Source organism: Levilactobacillus yonginensis, assembly GCF_003946265.1.
Taxonomy (GTDB): Bacteria; Bacillota; Bacilli; order Lactobacillales; family Lactobacillaceae; genus Levilactobacillus; species Levilactobacillus yonginensis.
Map to the genome: position 1 here is coordinate 1 of NZ_RHNO01000025.1, position 16,016 is coordinate 16,016.

Genomic DNA, 16,016 nt, shown 5'->3' on the forward strand with positions numbered 1-16,016 from the left:
TAGGCATAGAAAAATCCCCTTAAAGTTAACAGATGAATTATAGTTTTTCATCTGTCAACCTTAAGGGGACTATAGCAGTGATCATCGCGTTTTTTTGTGGCATGTTAGTTGGCTAGTGTTAGCTTGACATGCCATGATATTTAGTATATGCTTGCGCACGTATTTTTCAGGGAGGGGACGGTACTTTGGTTACCAGGAATAACGATTCGGACATCTTAAAATGGATTTCAATTATGACTCGCTATACGCGAATCGCCTTAGATAGGCGCTTGCAGCCGTACCGCTTGAATGCTAGCATGTACTACTACATTCTGCGGATTCACGAGCAGCCAAAGATGACCCAAGATAAGCTGATCAGTTTGACGTACCTTAATCCGAGTAACGTGACGCGGGCGGTCAACCAGCTAGTTAATTTGGGGTACGTGCGCAAGCGCCAGTCTAAATTGGATAAGCGGGTCTATGAGCTGTCGTTGACGAAGAAGGGAGAAGCGCTTTATCCTAAGATTGCGACGCTGCGCCAAGAGGTCGCGGATAATTTGCTGACGGACATTGCACCGGAACATCATGACGAACTGGTCGCTGAGATTCGTCAGCTAGCCTTGCGAGCCGTACATAATGAAATGCCAGGAATTGATAACGAGTGAGGATGAGGGACTGGGCCGTTGGGCTGGTCTCTTTTTAATTGGTCGTCCGTAGATGGGCGCTAGTTGATAAGCTAGTTGACTTATTGGTTAGCCCGCTTTACTATAGGAAGAAAGGTGAGCGTTCACTCACTAAAAGGGCGTTTTTTAAAAGTAAACATAGCGGGGATAATCATTGGCGGTGCTGGTAAAAGTCCAGTTGACCGAGAGTAAGTGCTCTCACGTCGATAGGATGGTCATCATGAATTAGCGGAGGGTATTGGCAAATGGTAAAGGAAACAAATATTCAGACGGCGTTTCAGGAAGTGATGGCGGCCAGCGGAAATATTCCGCCTAAGCAGAAGCAGGTGTTGGCGGCTAGTCTATCGTTGTTTGCTGAAAAAGGTTTTGCCAGCACGACGACGAAAGAGATAGCGGAACGTGCTGGTGTAGCCGAGGGAACAGTTTACCGGCGTTATCGAACCAAGGATGAACTGCTGGCTGGTGTGTTGGCGCCGTTTATGACGGATGTCTTGCCCAAACTAGTTTCGGAATTTGCCGAAAAGGTGGTGGGACAAACTTATTCATCTCGTCATGATCTAGTAGCGACGGTCGTGAATGATCGGATGCAATTTGTGGTGGCAAACCAGTCAGTTTTACGGATAATGGTTACGGAGATTTTGGTAAGAAACGACTTACGAGACCAAACGATTTCCCGGATGGTGCCGTTGTTGAAACAAAATTTGTATCCAGTTTTAGACCACTTAAAAGCTATTGGTGAGCTGGTTGACTGGCCTAATGACCGAATCGCGCAGTTCATGATTGGGACCATGTTGACGCAGTTAGTGCGGAGTACTTTAACGAATGAAGATGTAACGAGTGCCGCAACCCTCATAATTAAATTTTTAGAAAAAGGTTTGGCACCGGAATAACTGATGCTGGCTACGAGGAACTGGGTTAAGCCGGTTCCTTTTTTTATTCTCAAGATTAATTGCGTTGCGGGCGGGGGAGCGCTAGAATGAATCTATGGTTATTATGAGATTTCCATGAGAAAGTTTATGGACGTCCTACAGAGAGGAGCTTTTTATGCCAAAAGATAGTCAACAGGCACACGTCTTAAGTCCCGCAGAGACGGCAGACTTACATGCTGATTTACAGCAACAACCCGCACACGATGTCATTAGTCGAGCAGTTATTAAGAATGGGGTATTAGCAGCAGCTGAGGACCCGCAAGCAACGGTCCGCCTAGACCGAACATTTTCCGTGGAATTAGATACCGGCAAAGTTTCTAATCAGAAGCATTCTGGCCGGTGCTGGTTATTTTCAACACTGAATACAATTCGTCATCAATTTGCTGCGAAGTATGGGGTTAAAGATTTTGAGTTATCTCAGAGTTATTTATTTTTCTGGGACCGGATCGAACGAGCCAATATGTTTTACAACAATATTCTACGAACCGCGGATAAACCATTGGATGACCGGGAAGTCGCATTTTTCCTGCAACGACCTGACGATGACGGTGGTCAGTGGGCCATGGGTGCCGCGTTAGTTCAAAAATATGGGGTCGTTCCGGCAAGTGTTATGCCAGAATCCTTTAACACGACTGACACGACGGGTATCGGGTCTGCCTTAAATCTGAAGTTGCGGAAGGATGCGCTCACGCTCCGAAAGTTGGTGGCAGACGGCGCCAGTGAAGAACAGATTGCTGCTACCCGAGCTGCTGCCTTGAAGGAAGTTTATCGCATGGCCGCCTACGCCTTCGGTGAACCACCAACCACATTTGACTTGGAATATAAGGATGATAAGCACCACTATCATCGGGATGCCGGCCTGACACCACAGGACTTTTTTGACAAGTACTTCGACATTGATTTGGACGATTACGTGGTTCTGTCGAACTCACCGGATAAGCCATTTGACCGCTTATACAGTTTGCCTAGTCAGGATAACATCGTTGGTGGGAAGCACATCACGATGCTCAATGAACCAATGGCAGACTTGAAGCAAGCCGCCATTGCCCAACTGCAAGATGGTGATACGGTGTGGTTTGGGAATGATGTCCTCCAACAGATGAGTCGCGAACGGGGGTTCCTCGACAGCCATCTTTATCAGATCAGTGACCTGTTTGGTGTCGACCTGGGCCTGACGAAAGCGCAACGTTTGGCAACTGGTGAGGCGGAGGTCTCACATGCGATGACGTTGACCGGTGTCGATTTGGTTGCGGACGAACCTACCCGCTGGAAGGTTGAAAACAGTTGGGGTGAAAAGAATGGTGACAAGGGTTACTTTGTCATGACGGACGATTGGATGGACGATTTCGTTTATGAGGTCGTCGTTCACAAGCGTTATTTGACAGCTGGCCAACAAGCACTGCTAACGACGGAACCAGAACCATTACCTGCATGGGATTCACTACAATAATCAAAACAGAGTGCGATAAAAAGGCAGTTAGTCAATGAGCATTAACGTCGATAGACGGTCTTGGATTGTTAGTCAATCGGGGTTAAGCGGAGTTGACTGCCTTTTGTTGCACGTTTCGACCATAATACGTTCGGTGCACAGAAAGGGTCTGAGACTTTTGTTCTCAGACCCTTTTGAGTTGGCCACGAATTAGGTTGAACGACCGGTTGGTGAGGCGAAGGTGGACTGGCTAACTGGCATTGTTTCATGTGAAACACCTACTGATAATTTAGGATAAAACGACTTGTGACTGGTATTTCACACAAGGTTACGGGTAAACTAAGGAAGAGGTACAGATAGCTAAATTTGATGAGGTGATTCGGAATGCACAACTTTTTCTTTGACTTTGACAGTACACTGGCAGATACCCGTAATGTCGCCGTGATTGCGACTCAACGAGCTTTTGCAGCTAGAGGATTAACCCAACCCAGTCGAGCTGCGGTGGTCAGCTATATGGGGGTGCCAATTGAGGTATCCTTTGCTAAAATGGCTGACCACGCGTTAACGGCTGCGGAATTGGAGTCGTTATATACAACGTTTAGAGAGCAGTATCAGCAGGCTGAGCAGTTGGGGATTTCCCTGTTTACGGGGATGGCAGACACCTTGTCTGAACTGAAAGCACGCGGTGAGCGGCTTTACGTGGTTTCTAGTAAGCATTCCGTCCCCCTACAACGCAATCTTGATCAGGTCGGCTTGGGCACGACATTTGCGGCCATTAGTGGATCCGATACCGTTGCCAACTATAAGCCAGCCCCGGATGGCATTCTAAATCTGGTGGACCGCTTTGATCTGGTTGCTGCTGAGAGTGTTATGATCGGTGATGCCAAGTATGATATGCAGATGGGCCATAACGCTGGTGTGGCCACCGCCGCAGCGTTGTGGGGTGCGGCAGATCCGGAGTCAGTTAGGGCTGAAGAGCCGACTTATTTGTTACGGACACCGATGGAATTATTAACAATTTAGCTAAGTGTTGACCAGTCCTCTGTGGCTGGTTTTTTGATAAAAAAAAGACCGTCCCTGGTTAGAGGACGGTCAGAACCGCTTACTTGGTTAGGGCAAGGGGCTTCATTTTATTTGGTGAATAAAATGAAAAAAGGTTGGTTAATAGGTTTATATTGGTATGCTTGTATCGTAACGGGTAAATGTGAAGAAATTGTGAACTTTCCTTACGCATAGGCAATGATATTTATAAAAACAATCTAATGAGTAGGTGAAAACCCATTAATTCAGGTCTAACCGGGGGTTGGATTACTTTTTTCTAATTGTTAAAGGCAGATTAATCAACAAAATGCGTAGGGCAGACAGTCAAAACTAAACAAATTCAAGATATTCGTATGTATTACATAACTTTTTTATTATGTTACATTTCGTTAAAAATTCTATTAGAAATTGCAGCTAATTAAAAACCGACTCACGCAGAGTCGGTTACGTTGTTTTAGTGTTGATTGTGATGAAGACGATCGGCAAGTGGGCGGGGCTTGCCACTGGGCCGGCAGCCGGAATGACGTTCTAACTGAAACTGTTTTGTACGTTCTTTTTCAATTTGAACCTGCTTTTTGAGTTGCCGATTTTTCCAAAACCCATGAATCATCAGGGAAACGGGGATGATCTCTAACGAAATAGTTGCGGGAATCAGCCAGGGATTCTCGCTAACCAGCTTGGTGAAATATTCCTTATGTTCCTGCAGGACTTCTGGGTCAGTATCCACGATAAACTTGTGTTTAATCATCATCATCACACTCCTTTGGCACCATCATAACCCAAAGTGAGAGCGCTGTCAGCCGGTCCGTTTTACCGGTGCCAAGTTAGTGATGGTCACGCCAAAAGCGAATGAGATGCAGAACGCCCAAAACAGCGGCGATACCTAGGATGGCAGTTTCCAGCAGGACAATGCCACTCAGATGGCGGTAGCGTTGATAGAGGACGATGCCACCGACGAAGAGTATGCCCAGGGTAAGGGGTAGGTATTTTTTCATGTCAATTCCTCCACAAAAAAACGGCACTGCAGGTGCAGCACCGTTTAGCATTAGGTTCTTATTCGGCAACCTTAACCATCACAGCCTTGGTAACATCTTGGTCGACGTCACGTGAAATGTGATAACCGGCAACTTTTAACTTACTATCTTTGTTTTTGCCAGTAAGTGTGTCTTTAACCGTGAACTTTTGCGTCATTGGGATGTCAGATAACTTCCCCTTGAAGTTGATTACGGTGTCGTCACCCTTAGTCTTGAACGTGGTATTAAGGGTACCTTCCTTGTTCAAAGCGTTGGCCTTTTTAGCGGCGCTGTAAGACTTGTAGAGTTTGTTGACGTTGTAGACGGTCACCTTACCATCCTTGTTGAAACGGTAAGCCTCAAGACCTGAGTTGCTCTTGGCATTCACGGCACCAGTTACGTACCAGAGTTTGGTCGAACTGGTTAACGTTGACTTAACGTCAGACTTCTTAGTCGTTTTGTTTTTGAAGCTAGCTTGTTGGTTGTTCCCCGACTTGCTACTACTGTTACTGCAGCCAGCAAGACCGATAGCAAATACTGCTAACAGTCCCATGGCGGCGGCAAAAATTCGGGATTTCTTCATATCTCAATCACCTCATCGAAAATGATAACAGTTTTGTGCGCGACACACAAACCCATCTACTTCTATCCACCCACAGTATAGCATGGTCGTCCGGGGTAAATAGTTACGGGGCAATTAAAAAAGTGTTAAGTTACGTGCGGTGTCGTTTGTTATTTATTATTAATTTTCGACTATTTAATTATTAATAATAAATTAGCAGAGACAAACGTATGTTCTTCTGGTAAAATTAAAGCCGTTAGTTTTGCGAAGAGAGAAAGGGGACCAGTAAGTTATGAGTAAACGTCGTCGGGGGCGTCGCCGAAGTACGGTTTCAATTTATGCGGCAATATTAGTGATTGCGATTGGGGCAATTGGTGGGTTGAGCAGCCAAGGAAATCCCACGGCTAAAAAAGTGATTAATGTGGCCTCAAGTTTGGTTGGCGGTGCGACCAAGGATAGTAGCAGTAGCTCGGCAACGTCAGCCCCGAAACAATCAGTTGCCACCAAGGCACTTGCTGATCAAAAGTATGCGGGCACTCAGATTGTTGCGGTGAATCACAACAAGCCAACGTTCACATCGGCTGAACTGTCGACGAAAAAGGGCGCCTGGGCAACCTATGGTGCGCTGGACGACCTTAATCGGGTAACCACGGCGAATGCACTCCTGAGTAAGAGCACCATGCCAACGGCCAAACGAGAACCACTCTACGTTAGTCCAACGGGATGGAAAAACAAGGCCTATACGGTTAATGGTAAGAAGGGGTATTTGTATAACCGAAGTCACTTGATTGGGTACCAGCTGACGGGTCAGAATAATAATTTAAAGAACCTGATGACTGGAACGCGGTCACTGAATGACCCAGGGATGACCGCTTACGAGAATCCAGTGGCAAGTTACTTGAAGAGTCATCCTACTGATTATGTTCGCTATCAAGTTCAGCCAGTGTTCCGTGGGAGCGAATTGGTAGCCCGAGGTGTGCACATGCAGGCCAAATCGGTCAAAAATTCGGGGATTTCATATAATGTTTATATTTTTAACATCCAAGCAGGCGTTAAAATTGATTATGCTACCGGGACCAGTCAATACGGTGATCCCGCAGCCAGTTTTTAGGGTGTAACGGGGATTACGGCATGGTCATCAGAGACACACTTAATTAGTTCTAATAAAGCAAGAGACCGGAGAAATTGCCGGTCTCTTTTCTGTCTTCAGACAAGCAAATTTATCATGATGCGTATTACTGGCGATGAAAGTAGCGGTGATCGATTTTTAATGGCGATTCATGTACCGGTAAATTGCATAGAGGATGATGCCAGCTAGTACGATGATACCAACCGTGGGATTGTCACGGAAGAGCCACCGAACGATTCGAAAAGAATTGGTGCCGTGCAAGCCACCGAGCAGGGTGGTGAAGTGAGTAAACATGGTCGCAGGACCTCCTTGAATTTTGGGAATTAAAATATCAAAAAAGTTAAAGAAAAGTAAAGACATTTGAATGATTTAGCGTATCATGAAATCACAGAGAATAGAGGAGGGTTTACACGTGAACGTGAATTACATGCTCATCCTGGAAATCATCGTATTGATTAACACGACACTGGCCCTGGTAACTGTTTTTCGAGAAAAACGCGATATCGCAGCGACGTGGGCTTGGATGCTGGTGTTGGTATTATTGCCAGTGGTTGGCTTTATTGCCTACGCCTTTATTGGCCGAAAGCTACCGAAGGGGCGCATGTTTCGTCTGCAAAGACAGGTAGCCGTTCAACTTGAGGAACGGTTATCTCAACAGCGTGAAGAGATTGGCAATCAAGTTATGCCAGCAGATGAAATTAGCCATTCAGTTATCAATATGGTAAACATGTTTATGGAAACGGATCATGCATTTCTAGCCCGTAAAAATCGGGTGCGGGTGATTACAGATGGTCATAACCTGTTTCATTTAATGATGGAAGACATTGAACGCGCGCACTCAAGTATTCATATTGAATTTTACACCTTTTACAATGATCAGATTGGTAATGACATCTTGGACTTATTGGTCAAGAAGGCCAAGATGGGGGTGGAAGTGCGGGTCATTTACGATCCTTGGGGGTCCATGGGAACCTGGAAACGATTCTTTAAACCTTTGATGGCGGCGGGCGGCCACGTGGAGCCCTTCTTGGGCACCCGGTCAGCCGTTATTGACTTTCGGCTGAACTTCCGTGACCATAGAAAAATTGTGACGATTGACGGACAGATTGGGTATGTCGGTGGGTTTAACATTGGCGATCAATACCTTGGCCGCAAAGAAAAATTTGGTTATTGGCGTGACACGCATCTGCGGTTAGTTGGTTCAGGGGTCTTCTCCCTTCAAGCGCGGTTCATGTTGGATTGGAATGCGACGGATCGTGATCACCCGTTCAAGGATGACCGCATTGAACACAAGTATTTTCCATTGACGAAGGTCAAAGGGGAAACGAGCTTACAAATTGTTTCCAGCGGTCCAGATTCGGACTTACAGCAAATCAAGATGGGGTACATGCGATTGATTCAAACTGCTGAGAAGCGGTTGTGGATTCAGACCCCCTATCTAATTCCGGATGACAGTGTCTTGGACTCGTTGCGGATTGCTGCAATGGCGGGGATCGATGTTCGAATCATGATTCCAGACAAGCCGGATCACGCATTCGTCTACCGAGCAACGCAGTATTACGCACGGCAACTCGCCGATGATGGTGTGAAAATCTATTATTATCATAATGGGTTCATTCATGCGAAGACGATGGTTGTTGATGGCCGGATTGCTTCCGTTGGCTCAGCCAATATGGATTACCGTAGTTTTAAACTGAATTTCGAAATTAATGCCTTTATATATGATCCACAGGTGGCAACTCAGTTAGAGGAAATCTATGAAGCCGATATGCGGCACAGCGAGTTGATTACACCAGAAATGTTTGACGAACAGTCGTTGTACTTGAAGTTTAAGCAGACGGCGTCTCGGTTACTATCTCCAATTTTGTAGCCAATCTATTAGCTGTGTTGGGCAGGTAAACGTCTAATAAAATGCTAAATAATTGGGTCTGATGGTATTCGGGTGTATGATGGTGGCGCTGAGATGATTAGCTTGTCTTTAGCTGGATTGAGGCCGGTGTTTCACCGGTCAGCTAAGGTGCATCGTACATCAGCAGACTAGTATGTATGTGTGAGAAAGTCCGTGAGTGATCACGGGCTTTTTTTCGTGGTTTGTTAACAGTACTTGAGGACGTACCCGATAGCAATGAAAAGTTAAAACAACCAAGTTACAGGGTAATTGACAGACCGACTATTCATCTTAATGGTTGGGTACGAAGAGCGGAGATAATGACTGACATTGGTCATGGCTTCCGGTATAGTTGAACAACTGCTAGCACTGGTCATTTCAAATTAGCTCGGTATCAAAGCCTGGGCGTAGGGGGCGTGGTGCGTGCTTGACCGTGCGAGATTTAGTGAGCACTGATGCAAACGTTTCACGTGAAACATTAAAATCAGGTATCTTATGTCGGGAAAGATTGACACGGAGTGGTTTGATTTGTAGATTTAATGTAAGTCGGTTTAAAAGGACCGGGGAACTTGAGTAATTAATTGGAGGCTGTCATCATGAAAATCGCACACCACCGTTGGCCATTATGGGTTTTGTATAGCCTGGCCTTTATGGTGATCGCGGCACTTAGTTTTGGGGTGTTTGGCCTAGCCAACCGAACATTGATTTGGAATATGGACGGGATCACCCAACATTATCCCGTTATTTTGGAACTGCACCAGTTGTTAGTGAAATCTGGATTTGCCGGATTGGCAGGCTGGTCGTGGACAATGGGACTGGGAGCAGATAAGCTCACGACATTGGCTTATTACGTCCTTGGTGATCCCTTTGCCTATGGCTTAGCACTATTACCAACGCGATGGTTAGAGACTGGTTATGGCGTATTTATCGTCCTACGCCTCTATGCGACCGGATTAGCCTTTCTAGCATTTGCCCGGCGCTATAATTTTCGCCCGGGAAGTCGCTTGATGGGGGCCATTACCTATGCCTTTACGGGGTATTCCCTAATGGTTGGCGTCCACCATCCGTTCTTCCTATTGCCCATGATTTGGCTACCGCTGTTGTTTGTCGGGATTAACCGAATCCTACGAGGCAAAGGGTGGGGATTTCTAGGGTTAATGACGGGTGTAACTATCCTTAGTAACTTTTATTTTGCCTACATATTGGGGCTGGGTAGCTTAATCTATGCAGTTATTCGTTTCTTCAGTTTGCAAGGACAAGGGGCGTTAGCGGTTAAATGGCGGCCAGCTATTGGGCGCTTCATAGCAGCAGCGGTCACTGGTGTTTTCGTTTCGGGGATACTGCTGCTACCATCGCTACTGATGATGCTGAAGTCAACCCGGACCGGGTCAGTTTTTGCCAATGGACTATGGTTATATCCCAATGGTTATTATTTACAGTTAGGAAATGCTATTCTAACCACCGGAAATACGCTGAGTTACTGGGCGGTATTGGGGGTCAGTGGACTGACCTTTTTGGGCGGTGTGTACGTCCTAGTCCATTGGCGGGAGCAACGCTGGCTAGCGGGAACGTTAGTGGCAGTTGTGATCGGTTTAGGGATTCCCGCGGTAGCGGCATTCTTTAATGTGCTGTCGACGCCTTCTAATCGGTGGATTTTGTTAGCTGCAATTCCTTTTGGATTGGCAACGATGACGCTGTGGGAACACTTGACGACGTTAACCCGGACGGATCGCTATTGGTTAGCTGGCAGTGCATTTGCGCTCTTGGCGGTAATTTACCTTTGTAATGGTCTGACGTTTAGCAATGCTAAGCGGGACTTGATTACCTATTGTTTATTGCTGGCCTTGGTTGCCGTGATCTGGGGTGGTGCCCAGCTAACTGCCCGGTGGCTAGTCAGCTTGGTTTGTATTTTAGTTGGTCTGAACTTGGTCAATAACGCTTGGGGATACTATGATCCTAATGCTGGCGTTCAGGCAACTCAACAGATACGACGGCACGATGCTACGCGGTATATTCTGGATTACTTTGATGGCGCTGATCACGGTATAAAAAAGACGGCAGCCTTTTCGCGGGTGAACGCTACGCGGAACTTCAACCTATTCCGCACGGTTGGCAACAACATGACGATGAGTCACGGGTTGCGGGGGACGATGTCCTATTTTTCTGTTCAGAATGGTTACGTTGGGCAATTTAGCCGTGACTTACAAAACTCGGAATATGCCATGAACGCGCCAATCGGGCAGGCGGATAGTCGTTCTTCACTGAACCAATTGCTGGGGGTTAAGCATTTATTTGCACGGGAAGATCAGGTGACCAACCACGCTGCCTTACCATATGGGTATCATGCTCAGAAGAAAGTGTATCCAGAAAAACCGGTATATGCGCTCTCTAACGGTGTTGGCACACAAATTTTAACGACTAACCTTAACTTCCCCTTGGTATACACGCAACCGCAAGCATTGTCAGCGAACGCTTGGCGTAAGCTTAGTGGTGTTGATCGGGAACGTAGTCTGACGCAAGGCGCGGTGACTAATGAGCCATTTAAAGACGTTACTAAAACCGCCTATACGTCACCCAAACGAACGTTGGCTTATACAGTTACACCGAACGCAATTCCGGTTATTTATAGTACCAATAAGGTTATTCAGTATCGGTTGAAGCAAGGAATCGCAGGTCAGAAGACTGGCTTAAACGATAAGCAATTGGATAATTATGGGTCATCAATTAAGACACCAGAGCTGAAGGTCGATGAGAACGGTCTGCTGACTAAGCAAGAGGTTAAGACTTATGGGCCCATGGTTGATTTGAATAACCAGCAGACAGCTTTAAATAGGGTGCTGACGCGGAATCAACAGGTTCTTGAGACAACCACGCAGGCAAATCAAGATGGTCTTCACCAGATGACGAGTGATGCGCAAGGGCAACCAATTAGCTATACGTTAACGCTAAAACGGCCAAAGCAGGCCCAGGGGACGGAACTCTATTTGGCGTTGGATGGTATTACGTCACAAAAATTGACGACTAAGAGACAACTGCAAGACCAGGACAATACCAGTATTCTGGGGGCAACACCACGTTCTAATTTGACTAAATTAAATGCCTGGCGGGATGCTGTTAGCGCACCAGATTTAGGAGATTATTGGGTCAAAGTTCAGACCCGTAATCAATCGAAAATGTTTTCTCAATTTGGGGTGGATAATCTTTCGGATTACGAACCAAAGCATCAGGTGTTATTGAACCTGGGGTACTCTAAGCAACGACGGGAAACGATAACCGTTACCTTTAATGCGACACGGCAGATTAACTTTAAGTCAGCTAAATTGTTCGCAATGCCCTTTGGTAAGAGCTACGACCAGCAAGTTCATGCTGCGCAACAGCGGGGGTTGAAGCATGCCAAGGTGACGGATAATCAGGTGACTGGAGAAGTCAGTCCGCAGCGAACGAGTGTGTTAACAACGTCAATTCCGTACTCGGATGGTTGGCACTTAGCGGTCGATGGTCAGCAGGTAAAAACGCAGGTCGTCAACGATGGTTTTGTGGGCGCTCGATTGTCGGCTGGAACTCATAAGATTCGGTTGACGTATCGGACCCCGGGTCTGTTAGTGGGTGCGCTAGTCACCTTATTAGGGGGACTGATTTTAATAGCTGAAAGTTGTTGGCGATGGTTTCGTGGACGTAGAAAATCTCAATGATTGCTAAGAAGAGCGCTTCTCGAATTTGAGAGGCGCTTTTTGGCGTAAAATTTGCTACACTCAATTTGTTGGGAATAGATAAAGGAGCGATGGCAATGGTAAGGTGGCTCAAGTGGCCAGTATTTGTTGAATTAACGGAGATCTATACAGCACCATTGAATGTGATGTGGTTTGTGTTAGGAGCAGCCATTGCGCAGTACAACGTTGGTGTCGTGAACTGGATAAACGTTGGTTTGTGTCTGCTGGTGGTCTTTATTTTTGATTTGGCGGTCAACGTGGCGGACAATTATTATGACTATCAGCATGCGCATGATCGGGAAGGATACGCACAACAAACGAATCCAGTTGGGCGATTGAATTTGCCAGAGCGCGGTGTAGCTCAGCTTGCCTGGGGGTTATATTTATTGGCAGCGGTCCCTGGTGTAATTTTGGTCTTGAGAACTGGCTGGCCGGTTGCGGTATTTGGAGCAGTTGGGTACGCTATCGGCATTTTTTACACAGCTGGGCCTCGTCCAATTAATGCAACGCCATTTTCTGCGGCAGTCGTGGCCTTGGCTATTGCCTTTTTGATCCAGTTAACATGTGTCTATGTGTCCATCTACGGCCAACGGTCCTTATCCTGGACCATTGTTGGTGTGACATTTCTGCTGTGTCTGCCGCTTACACTGATCTTCTTCACACTGCAATTAGCCAATGATACGGCTGACCGTGATGAGGACATTGCCAACCGTCGGTATACGTTGGCTTACTATACCGGAAAAAGGGGTGCCGTTCGGGTGATCAAGGTGTTTTTAGTTGTTGGTAGTTTGTGGCCGCTACTCAACGTCATCTTGGGTTTAGCCCCAGCAATTACGGGCTGGGCAGCCATATTGCTTCCAGTGATGTGGCGCGGCATGACACCATTTTTTCAACGCCAAGACAAACAGCTGACATTCATGGCAACGGTGAAGAGTGCGTCACTATTTTTCCTAGCCTATCCGGTGTTGTTTGCAATCGGAACCTGGCTTTAGGGGAGCGTCCGATGATGGGGCATCACCGTTTAACCCGGGTTATAGTTAGTCGTTAATGCAGTCTAAAAAATAAGTGGTTCTAGCAACAGTTTTGCTGGTACCGTATAAAAAAGCGTCGCCAGAATTAACTGGCGACGCTTTTACCTGTTCATTTGTTATCCGGCGTTCAAGATCCACAAGAAGAGGACGAAGACAACGGCCAGGCCGTACATCATAGGGCCAACATCCTTGCCGCGCTTAGCAGCCAACATAGTTAAAGGATATGTGATGAAGCCTAAGGCAATTCCGTCTGAAATACTGTAAGTCAGGGGCATACCCAGGACAATCAGAAAGGCGGGCGCAGCGACTTCGAATTTTTCCCAATGGATGTTCTTCAGAGATTGGGCCATGAGTACCCCAACGATAATCAGGGCAGGGGCCGTAACTTGGTTCGTGACAACAGCCAGTAGAGGGGAGAAGAAGGCACCAAAGATGAAGAGAACACCCGTAACAATAGCGGTGAAACCAGTCCGACCACCAACAGCGATACCGGCAGAGGATTCAACGAAGGCACCCATTGGAGAGGTTCCCAGCAGTGAGCCGACAACCATTGTGCTGGAGTCAGCCATCAAGGCTTTACCGATACGAGGAAGCTTGTTGTTCTTGACCAGACCAGCTTGTTCAGCTAAACCAACCAATGTCCCAGTGGTGTCAAAGAAGGTAACGAGCAGGAACGTTAAAACAACGACGACTAGTTGCAGGGAGTTAATACTTCCCACGTGGGTTAACCCAACCATGAAAGTGGAACTGATACTAGGAATTGCTGAAACGATGTGATGGGGCATAGGAATCAATCCAGTTGCAAGGCCCAAGACAGAGTTAGCAACCATCCCAATAAAGATAGCACCAGGAACCCGGGCGCTCATGAGGATCATAGTGACGATCAATCCAAAGATAGTCAGCCAAGTGCTCCCGACTTGCAGAGAACCAAGAGTGACAACTGTTGATTTATCAGCGACAATCAGACCACCCTGACTCAAGCCGATAAAGGCGATGAACAACCCAATCCCGGCACTAATGGCCATCTTTAAATCACGAGGGATTGCGTCAACCACCATTTCGCGAATCTTAAATGCGGTTAAAATCATGAAGAGAATTGAAGCCACAAAGACACCAGCCAGTGCGGTTTCCCAAGGAACCTTCATACCAATGACAACTGAATAGGCAAAGAAGGCGTTGATTCCTAAACTGGCGGAAATTGCGATGGGGTAGTTAGCCAGTAAACCCATCAGGAAACAACCTAACGCTGAAGCGAAGGCGGTGGCTGTGAAGACGGCCCCTTGACTGATACCGGAAGCGCCTAACACTTGGGGGTTTACAAACAAAATGTAGGCCATGGATACGAAGGTTGTGAGACCGGCTAGCATTTCGGTCCGGAAACTGGTTCCTAATTCATCAAAATGGAAAAAGTTCGCAATGCGTTGCATAAATGAGGCTCCTTAAAATAATTTATTTATGAAAACCCGAACGTTTTAAATGAATGTTCGGATATAATTGCTAAATCACTACTTAAAGAGCATATCATTTTTGTGAATAGAATACAATCACGAATTACAATTAAATTTATAAAATTATTGTTCGGATAAATTAAAAGAGCCCGAGCAAGTGCTCTGGCTCTTAGGAAGATTCAATTAATCCGGGTCAGCTAGTGATTTACCACTTGTGACAGTTCGGAAACCGGCGAAGGCCTCGTCAATCGTCTGGTATTCAGTCGTGTTCAGCGTTACATCTAAGGCGCCGGCATTGGCTTCAACTTGAGTAGCCTTTTTGGCGCCAGGGATGACGACGCCGATCAGTGGGTTTTGCATGTACCAGGCCAGAACGGTCTGAGCTACCGTTGCTTGATGAGCTTTTGCAATTGGTCGAATTTTTTCGATAGCTGCTAAGGCTTGACTGTAGCGGGGCTCCTGAAAATCGCTGATTTGGCTACGAATATCATCAGCGGGGAAACTAACATCATGAGTATACTTACCTGTCAGCAGTCCAGAGGCGAGCGGAAAGTAGGGGACAAAGCTGATTTGATGATCCTTCAGATAAGGCAACAAGTCGGCCTCATGGTCCCGATGTAGGAGACTAAATTCATCTTCAACCACGTCTAGGTAGCCATCAGCATTGGCTTCCTTAACTTGTTCTAGGCTAAAGTTTGAGACCCCAATTGCCCGGATCTTTCCTTGCTCACGTAATCGCTGCAGAGCACCAACAGCTTCTGCCTTAGGGGTTTTCTTATCAGGAAAATGAATGTAGTAGATATCTAGATAATCAGTGTTGAGGCGTTTTAGACTAGCTTCGACTTGCTCAGTTAAGAACTGAGGATCATTGTTGATGATCTGTTCGCCGGATGAAAAATCTTGGGCCCCTTTGGTCGCTAGTGTGAAACTGTGACGGTCGAAGGCGTGCATTGCTTGTCCGACTAACTCTTCCGAATGGCCTAAGCCATAAACGAAGGCCGTATCTAGCAGTTTTATGCCTTGATTTAAACCAGCCTGGACTAGGTTGATACCATCTTCATCTTTGAGGCCAGGAAAGAGGTTATAACCACCGACTGCATTGGTACCAAGTCCCAAGGGCGTGGTTTGAACGTCAGTCTTGCCAATAGTTACCATATTATGTGTCATATTTTAC

14 protein-coding genes are annotated in these 16,016 nt (G+C 46.5%); 8 read left to right on the forward strand and 6 right to left on the reverse strand.

Going from position 1 to position 16,016, the window contains the following annotated elements:
• Positions 1–185: 185 nt before the first annotated feature.
• From EKM87_RS10530 to EKM87_RS10545, 4 genes are all read left to right on the forward strand, one after another.
• On the forward strand, positions 186–644 hold the full coding sequence (locus EKM87_RS10530) for a MarR family winged helix-turn-helix transcriptional regulator (RefSeq protein WP_125684558.1): 459 nt from the start codon (positions 186–188) through the stop codon (positions 642–644).
• 263 nt (positions 645–907) lie between these two features.
• Positions 908–1,552 carry a TetR/AcrR family transcriptional regulator gene (locus EKM87_RS10535; protein WP_125684560.1) on the forward strand — a complete coding sequence of 215 codons (645 nt, stop codon included), beginning with the start codon at positions 908–910 and terminating at the stop codon, positions 1,550–1,552.
• A 154-nt stretch (positions 1,553–1,706) separates the two neighbouring features.
• On the forward strand, positions 1,707–3,041 hold the full coding sequence (locus EKM87_RS10540) for a C1 family peptidase (protein ID WP_125684562.1): 1,335 nt from the start codon (positions 1,707–1,709) through the stop codon (positions 3,039–3,041).
• A gap of 363 nt (positions 3,042–3,404) precedes the next feature.
• On the forward strand, positions 3,405–4,043 hold the full coding sequence (locus EKM87_RS10545; protein ID WP_125684564.1) for an HAD family hydrolase: 639 nt from the start codon (positions 3,405–3,407) through the stop codon (positions 4,041–4,043).
• A gap of 472 nt (positions 4,044–4,515) precedes the next feature.
• Here EKM87_RS10545 and EKM87_RS10550 read toward each other — a convergent pair whose 3' ends face one another.
• From EKM87_RS10550 to EKM87_RS10555, 3 genes are all read right to left on the reverse strand, one after another.
• Positions 4,516–4,812: a hypothetical protein gene (locus tag EKM87_RS10550; RefSeq protein ID WP_125684566.1), complete on the reverse strand. Its 297-nt coding sequence runs from the start codon at positions 4,810–4,812 to the stop codon at positions 4,516–4,518.
• A gap of 73 nt (positions 4,813–4,885) precedes the next feature.
• Positions 4,886–5,056 carry a hypothetical protein gene (locus EKM87_RS12410; RefSeq protein WP_164506487.1) on the reverse strand — a complete coding sequence of 57 codons (171 nt, stop codon included), beginning with the start codon at positions 5,054–5,056 and terminating at the stop codon, positions 4,886–4,888.
• Positions 5,057–5,114: 58 nt separating this feature from the next.
• Positions 5,115–5,657 carry a hypothetical protein gene (locus EKM87_RS10555; protein ID WP_125684568.1) on the reverse strand — a complete coding sequence of 181 codons (543 nt, stop codon included), beginning with the start codon at positions 5,655–5,657 and terminating at the stop codon, positions 5,115–5,117.
• Positions 5,658–5,928: 271 nt separating this feature from the next.
• Between EKM87_RS10555 and EKM87_RS10560 the strand changes: the two genes are divergently transcribed.
• Entirely contained in the window at positions 5,929–6,747 is an 819-nt protein-coding gene (locus tag EKM87_RS10560; RefSeq protein WP_125684570.1) for a DNA/RNA non-specific endonuclease, read from the forward strand.
• 156 nt (positions 6,748–6,903) lie between these two features.
• On the opposite strand, the gene EKM87_RS12415 is transcribed toward EKM87_RS10560, so the two are convergent.
• A complete protein-coding gene (locus EKM87_RS12415; RefSeq protein WP_164506488.1) occupies positions 6,904–7,059 on the reverse strand; it encodes a hypothetical protein in 156 nt (51 codons plus the stop codon).
• 118 nt (positions 7,060–7,177) lie between these two features.
• Between EKM87_RS12415 and cls the strand changes: the two genes are divergently transcribed.
• From cls to EKM87_RS10575, 3 genes are all read left to right on the forward strand, one after another.
• Positions 7,178–8,635, forward strand: coding sequence for a cardiolipin synthase (gene cls, locus EKM87_RS10565; RefSeq protein ID WP_125684572.1), 1,458 nt, complete (start codon positions 7,178–7,180; stop codon positions 8,633–8,635).
• 614 nt (positions 8,636–9,249) lie between these two features.
• A complete protein-coding gene (locus tag EKM87_RS10570) occupies positions 9,250–12,345 on the forward strand; it encodes a YfhO family protein (RefSeq protein WP_125684574.1) in 3,096 nt (1,031 codons plus the stop codon).
• A gap of 95 nt (positions 12,346–12,440) precedes the next feature.
• Positions 12,441–13,355: a prenyltransferase gene (locus tag EKM87_RS10575; RefSeq protein WP_125684576.1), complete on the forward strand. Its 915-nt coding sequence runs from the start codon at positions 12,441–12,443 to the stop codon at positions 13,353–13,355.
• A 155-nt stretch (positions 13,356–13,510) separates the two neighbouring features.
• On the opposite strand, the gene EKM87_RS10580 is transcribed toward EKM87_RS10575, so the two are convergent.
• The gene (locus EKM87_RS10580) at positions 13,511–14,821 is read right to left on the reverse strand and encodes an NCS2 family permease (protein WP_125684578.1); all 1,311 of its coding nucleotides are present in this window, start codon (positions 14,819–14,821) and stop codon (positions 13,511–13,513) included.
• 204 nt (positions 14,822–15,025) lie between these two features.
• Positions 15,026–16,009 carry an aldo/keto reductase gene (locus EKM87_RS10585; protein ID WP_125684580.1) on the reverse strand — a complete coding sequence of 328 codons (984 nt, stop codon included), beginning with the start codon at positions 16,007–16,009 and terminating at the stop codon, positions 15,026–15,028.
• Positions 16,010–16,016: the final 7 nt, after the last annotated feature.

Coding starts and splice junctions, on each gene's coding strand:
- EKM87_RS10535 (WP_125684560.1), top strand. CDS start 908: ATGGTAAAGGAAACAAATATTCAGACGGCGTTTCAGGAAGTGATGGCG.
- EKM87_RS10540 (WP_125684562.1), top strand. CDS start 1,707: ATGCCAAAAGATAGTCAACAGGCACACGTCTTAAGTCCCGCAGAGACG.
- EKM87_RS10545 (WP_125684564.1), top strand. CDS start 3,405: ATGCACAACTTTTTCTTTGACTTTGACAGTACACTGGCAGATACCCGT.
- EKM87_RS10550 (WP_125684566.1), bottom strand. CDS start 4,812: ATGATGATTAAACACAAGTTTATCGTGGATACTGACCCAGAAGTCCTG.
- EKM87_RS12410 (WP_164506487.1), bottom strand. CDS start 5,056: ATGAAAAAATACCTACCCCTTACCCTGGGCATACTCTTCGTCGGTGGC.
- EKM87_RS10555 (WP_125684568.1), bottom strand. CDS start 5,657: ATGAAGAAATCCCGAATTTTTGCCGCCGCCATGGGACTGTTAGCAGTA.
- EKM87_RS10560 (WP_125684570.1), top strand. CDS start 5,929: ATGAGTAAACGTCGTCGGGGGCGTCGCCGAAGTACGGTTTCAATTTAT.
- EKM87_RS12415 (WP_164506488.1), bottom strand. CDS start 7,059: ATGTTTACTCACTTCACCACCCTGCTCGGTGGCTTGCACGGCACCAAT.
- EKM87_RS10570 (WP_125684574.1), top strand. CDS start 9,250: ATGAAAATCGCACACCACCGTTGGCCATTATGGGTTTTGTATAGCCTG.
- EKM87_RS10575 (WP_125684576.1), top strand. CDS start 12,441: ATGGTAAGGTGGCTCAAGTGGCCAGTATTTGTTGAATTAACGGAGATC.
- EKM87_RS10580 (WP_125684578.1), bottom strand. CDS start 14,821: ATGCAACGCATTGCGAACTTTTTCCATTTTGATGAATTAGGAACCAGT.
- EKM87_RS10585 (WP_125684580.1), bottom strand. CDS start 16,009: ATGACACATAATATGGTAACTATTGGCAAGACTGACGTTCAAACCACG.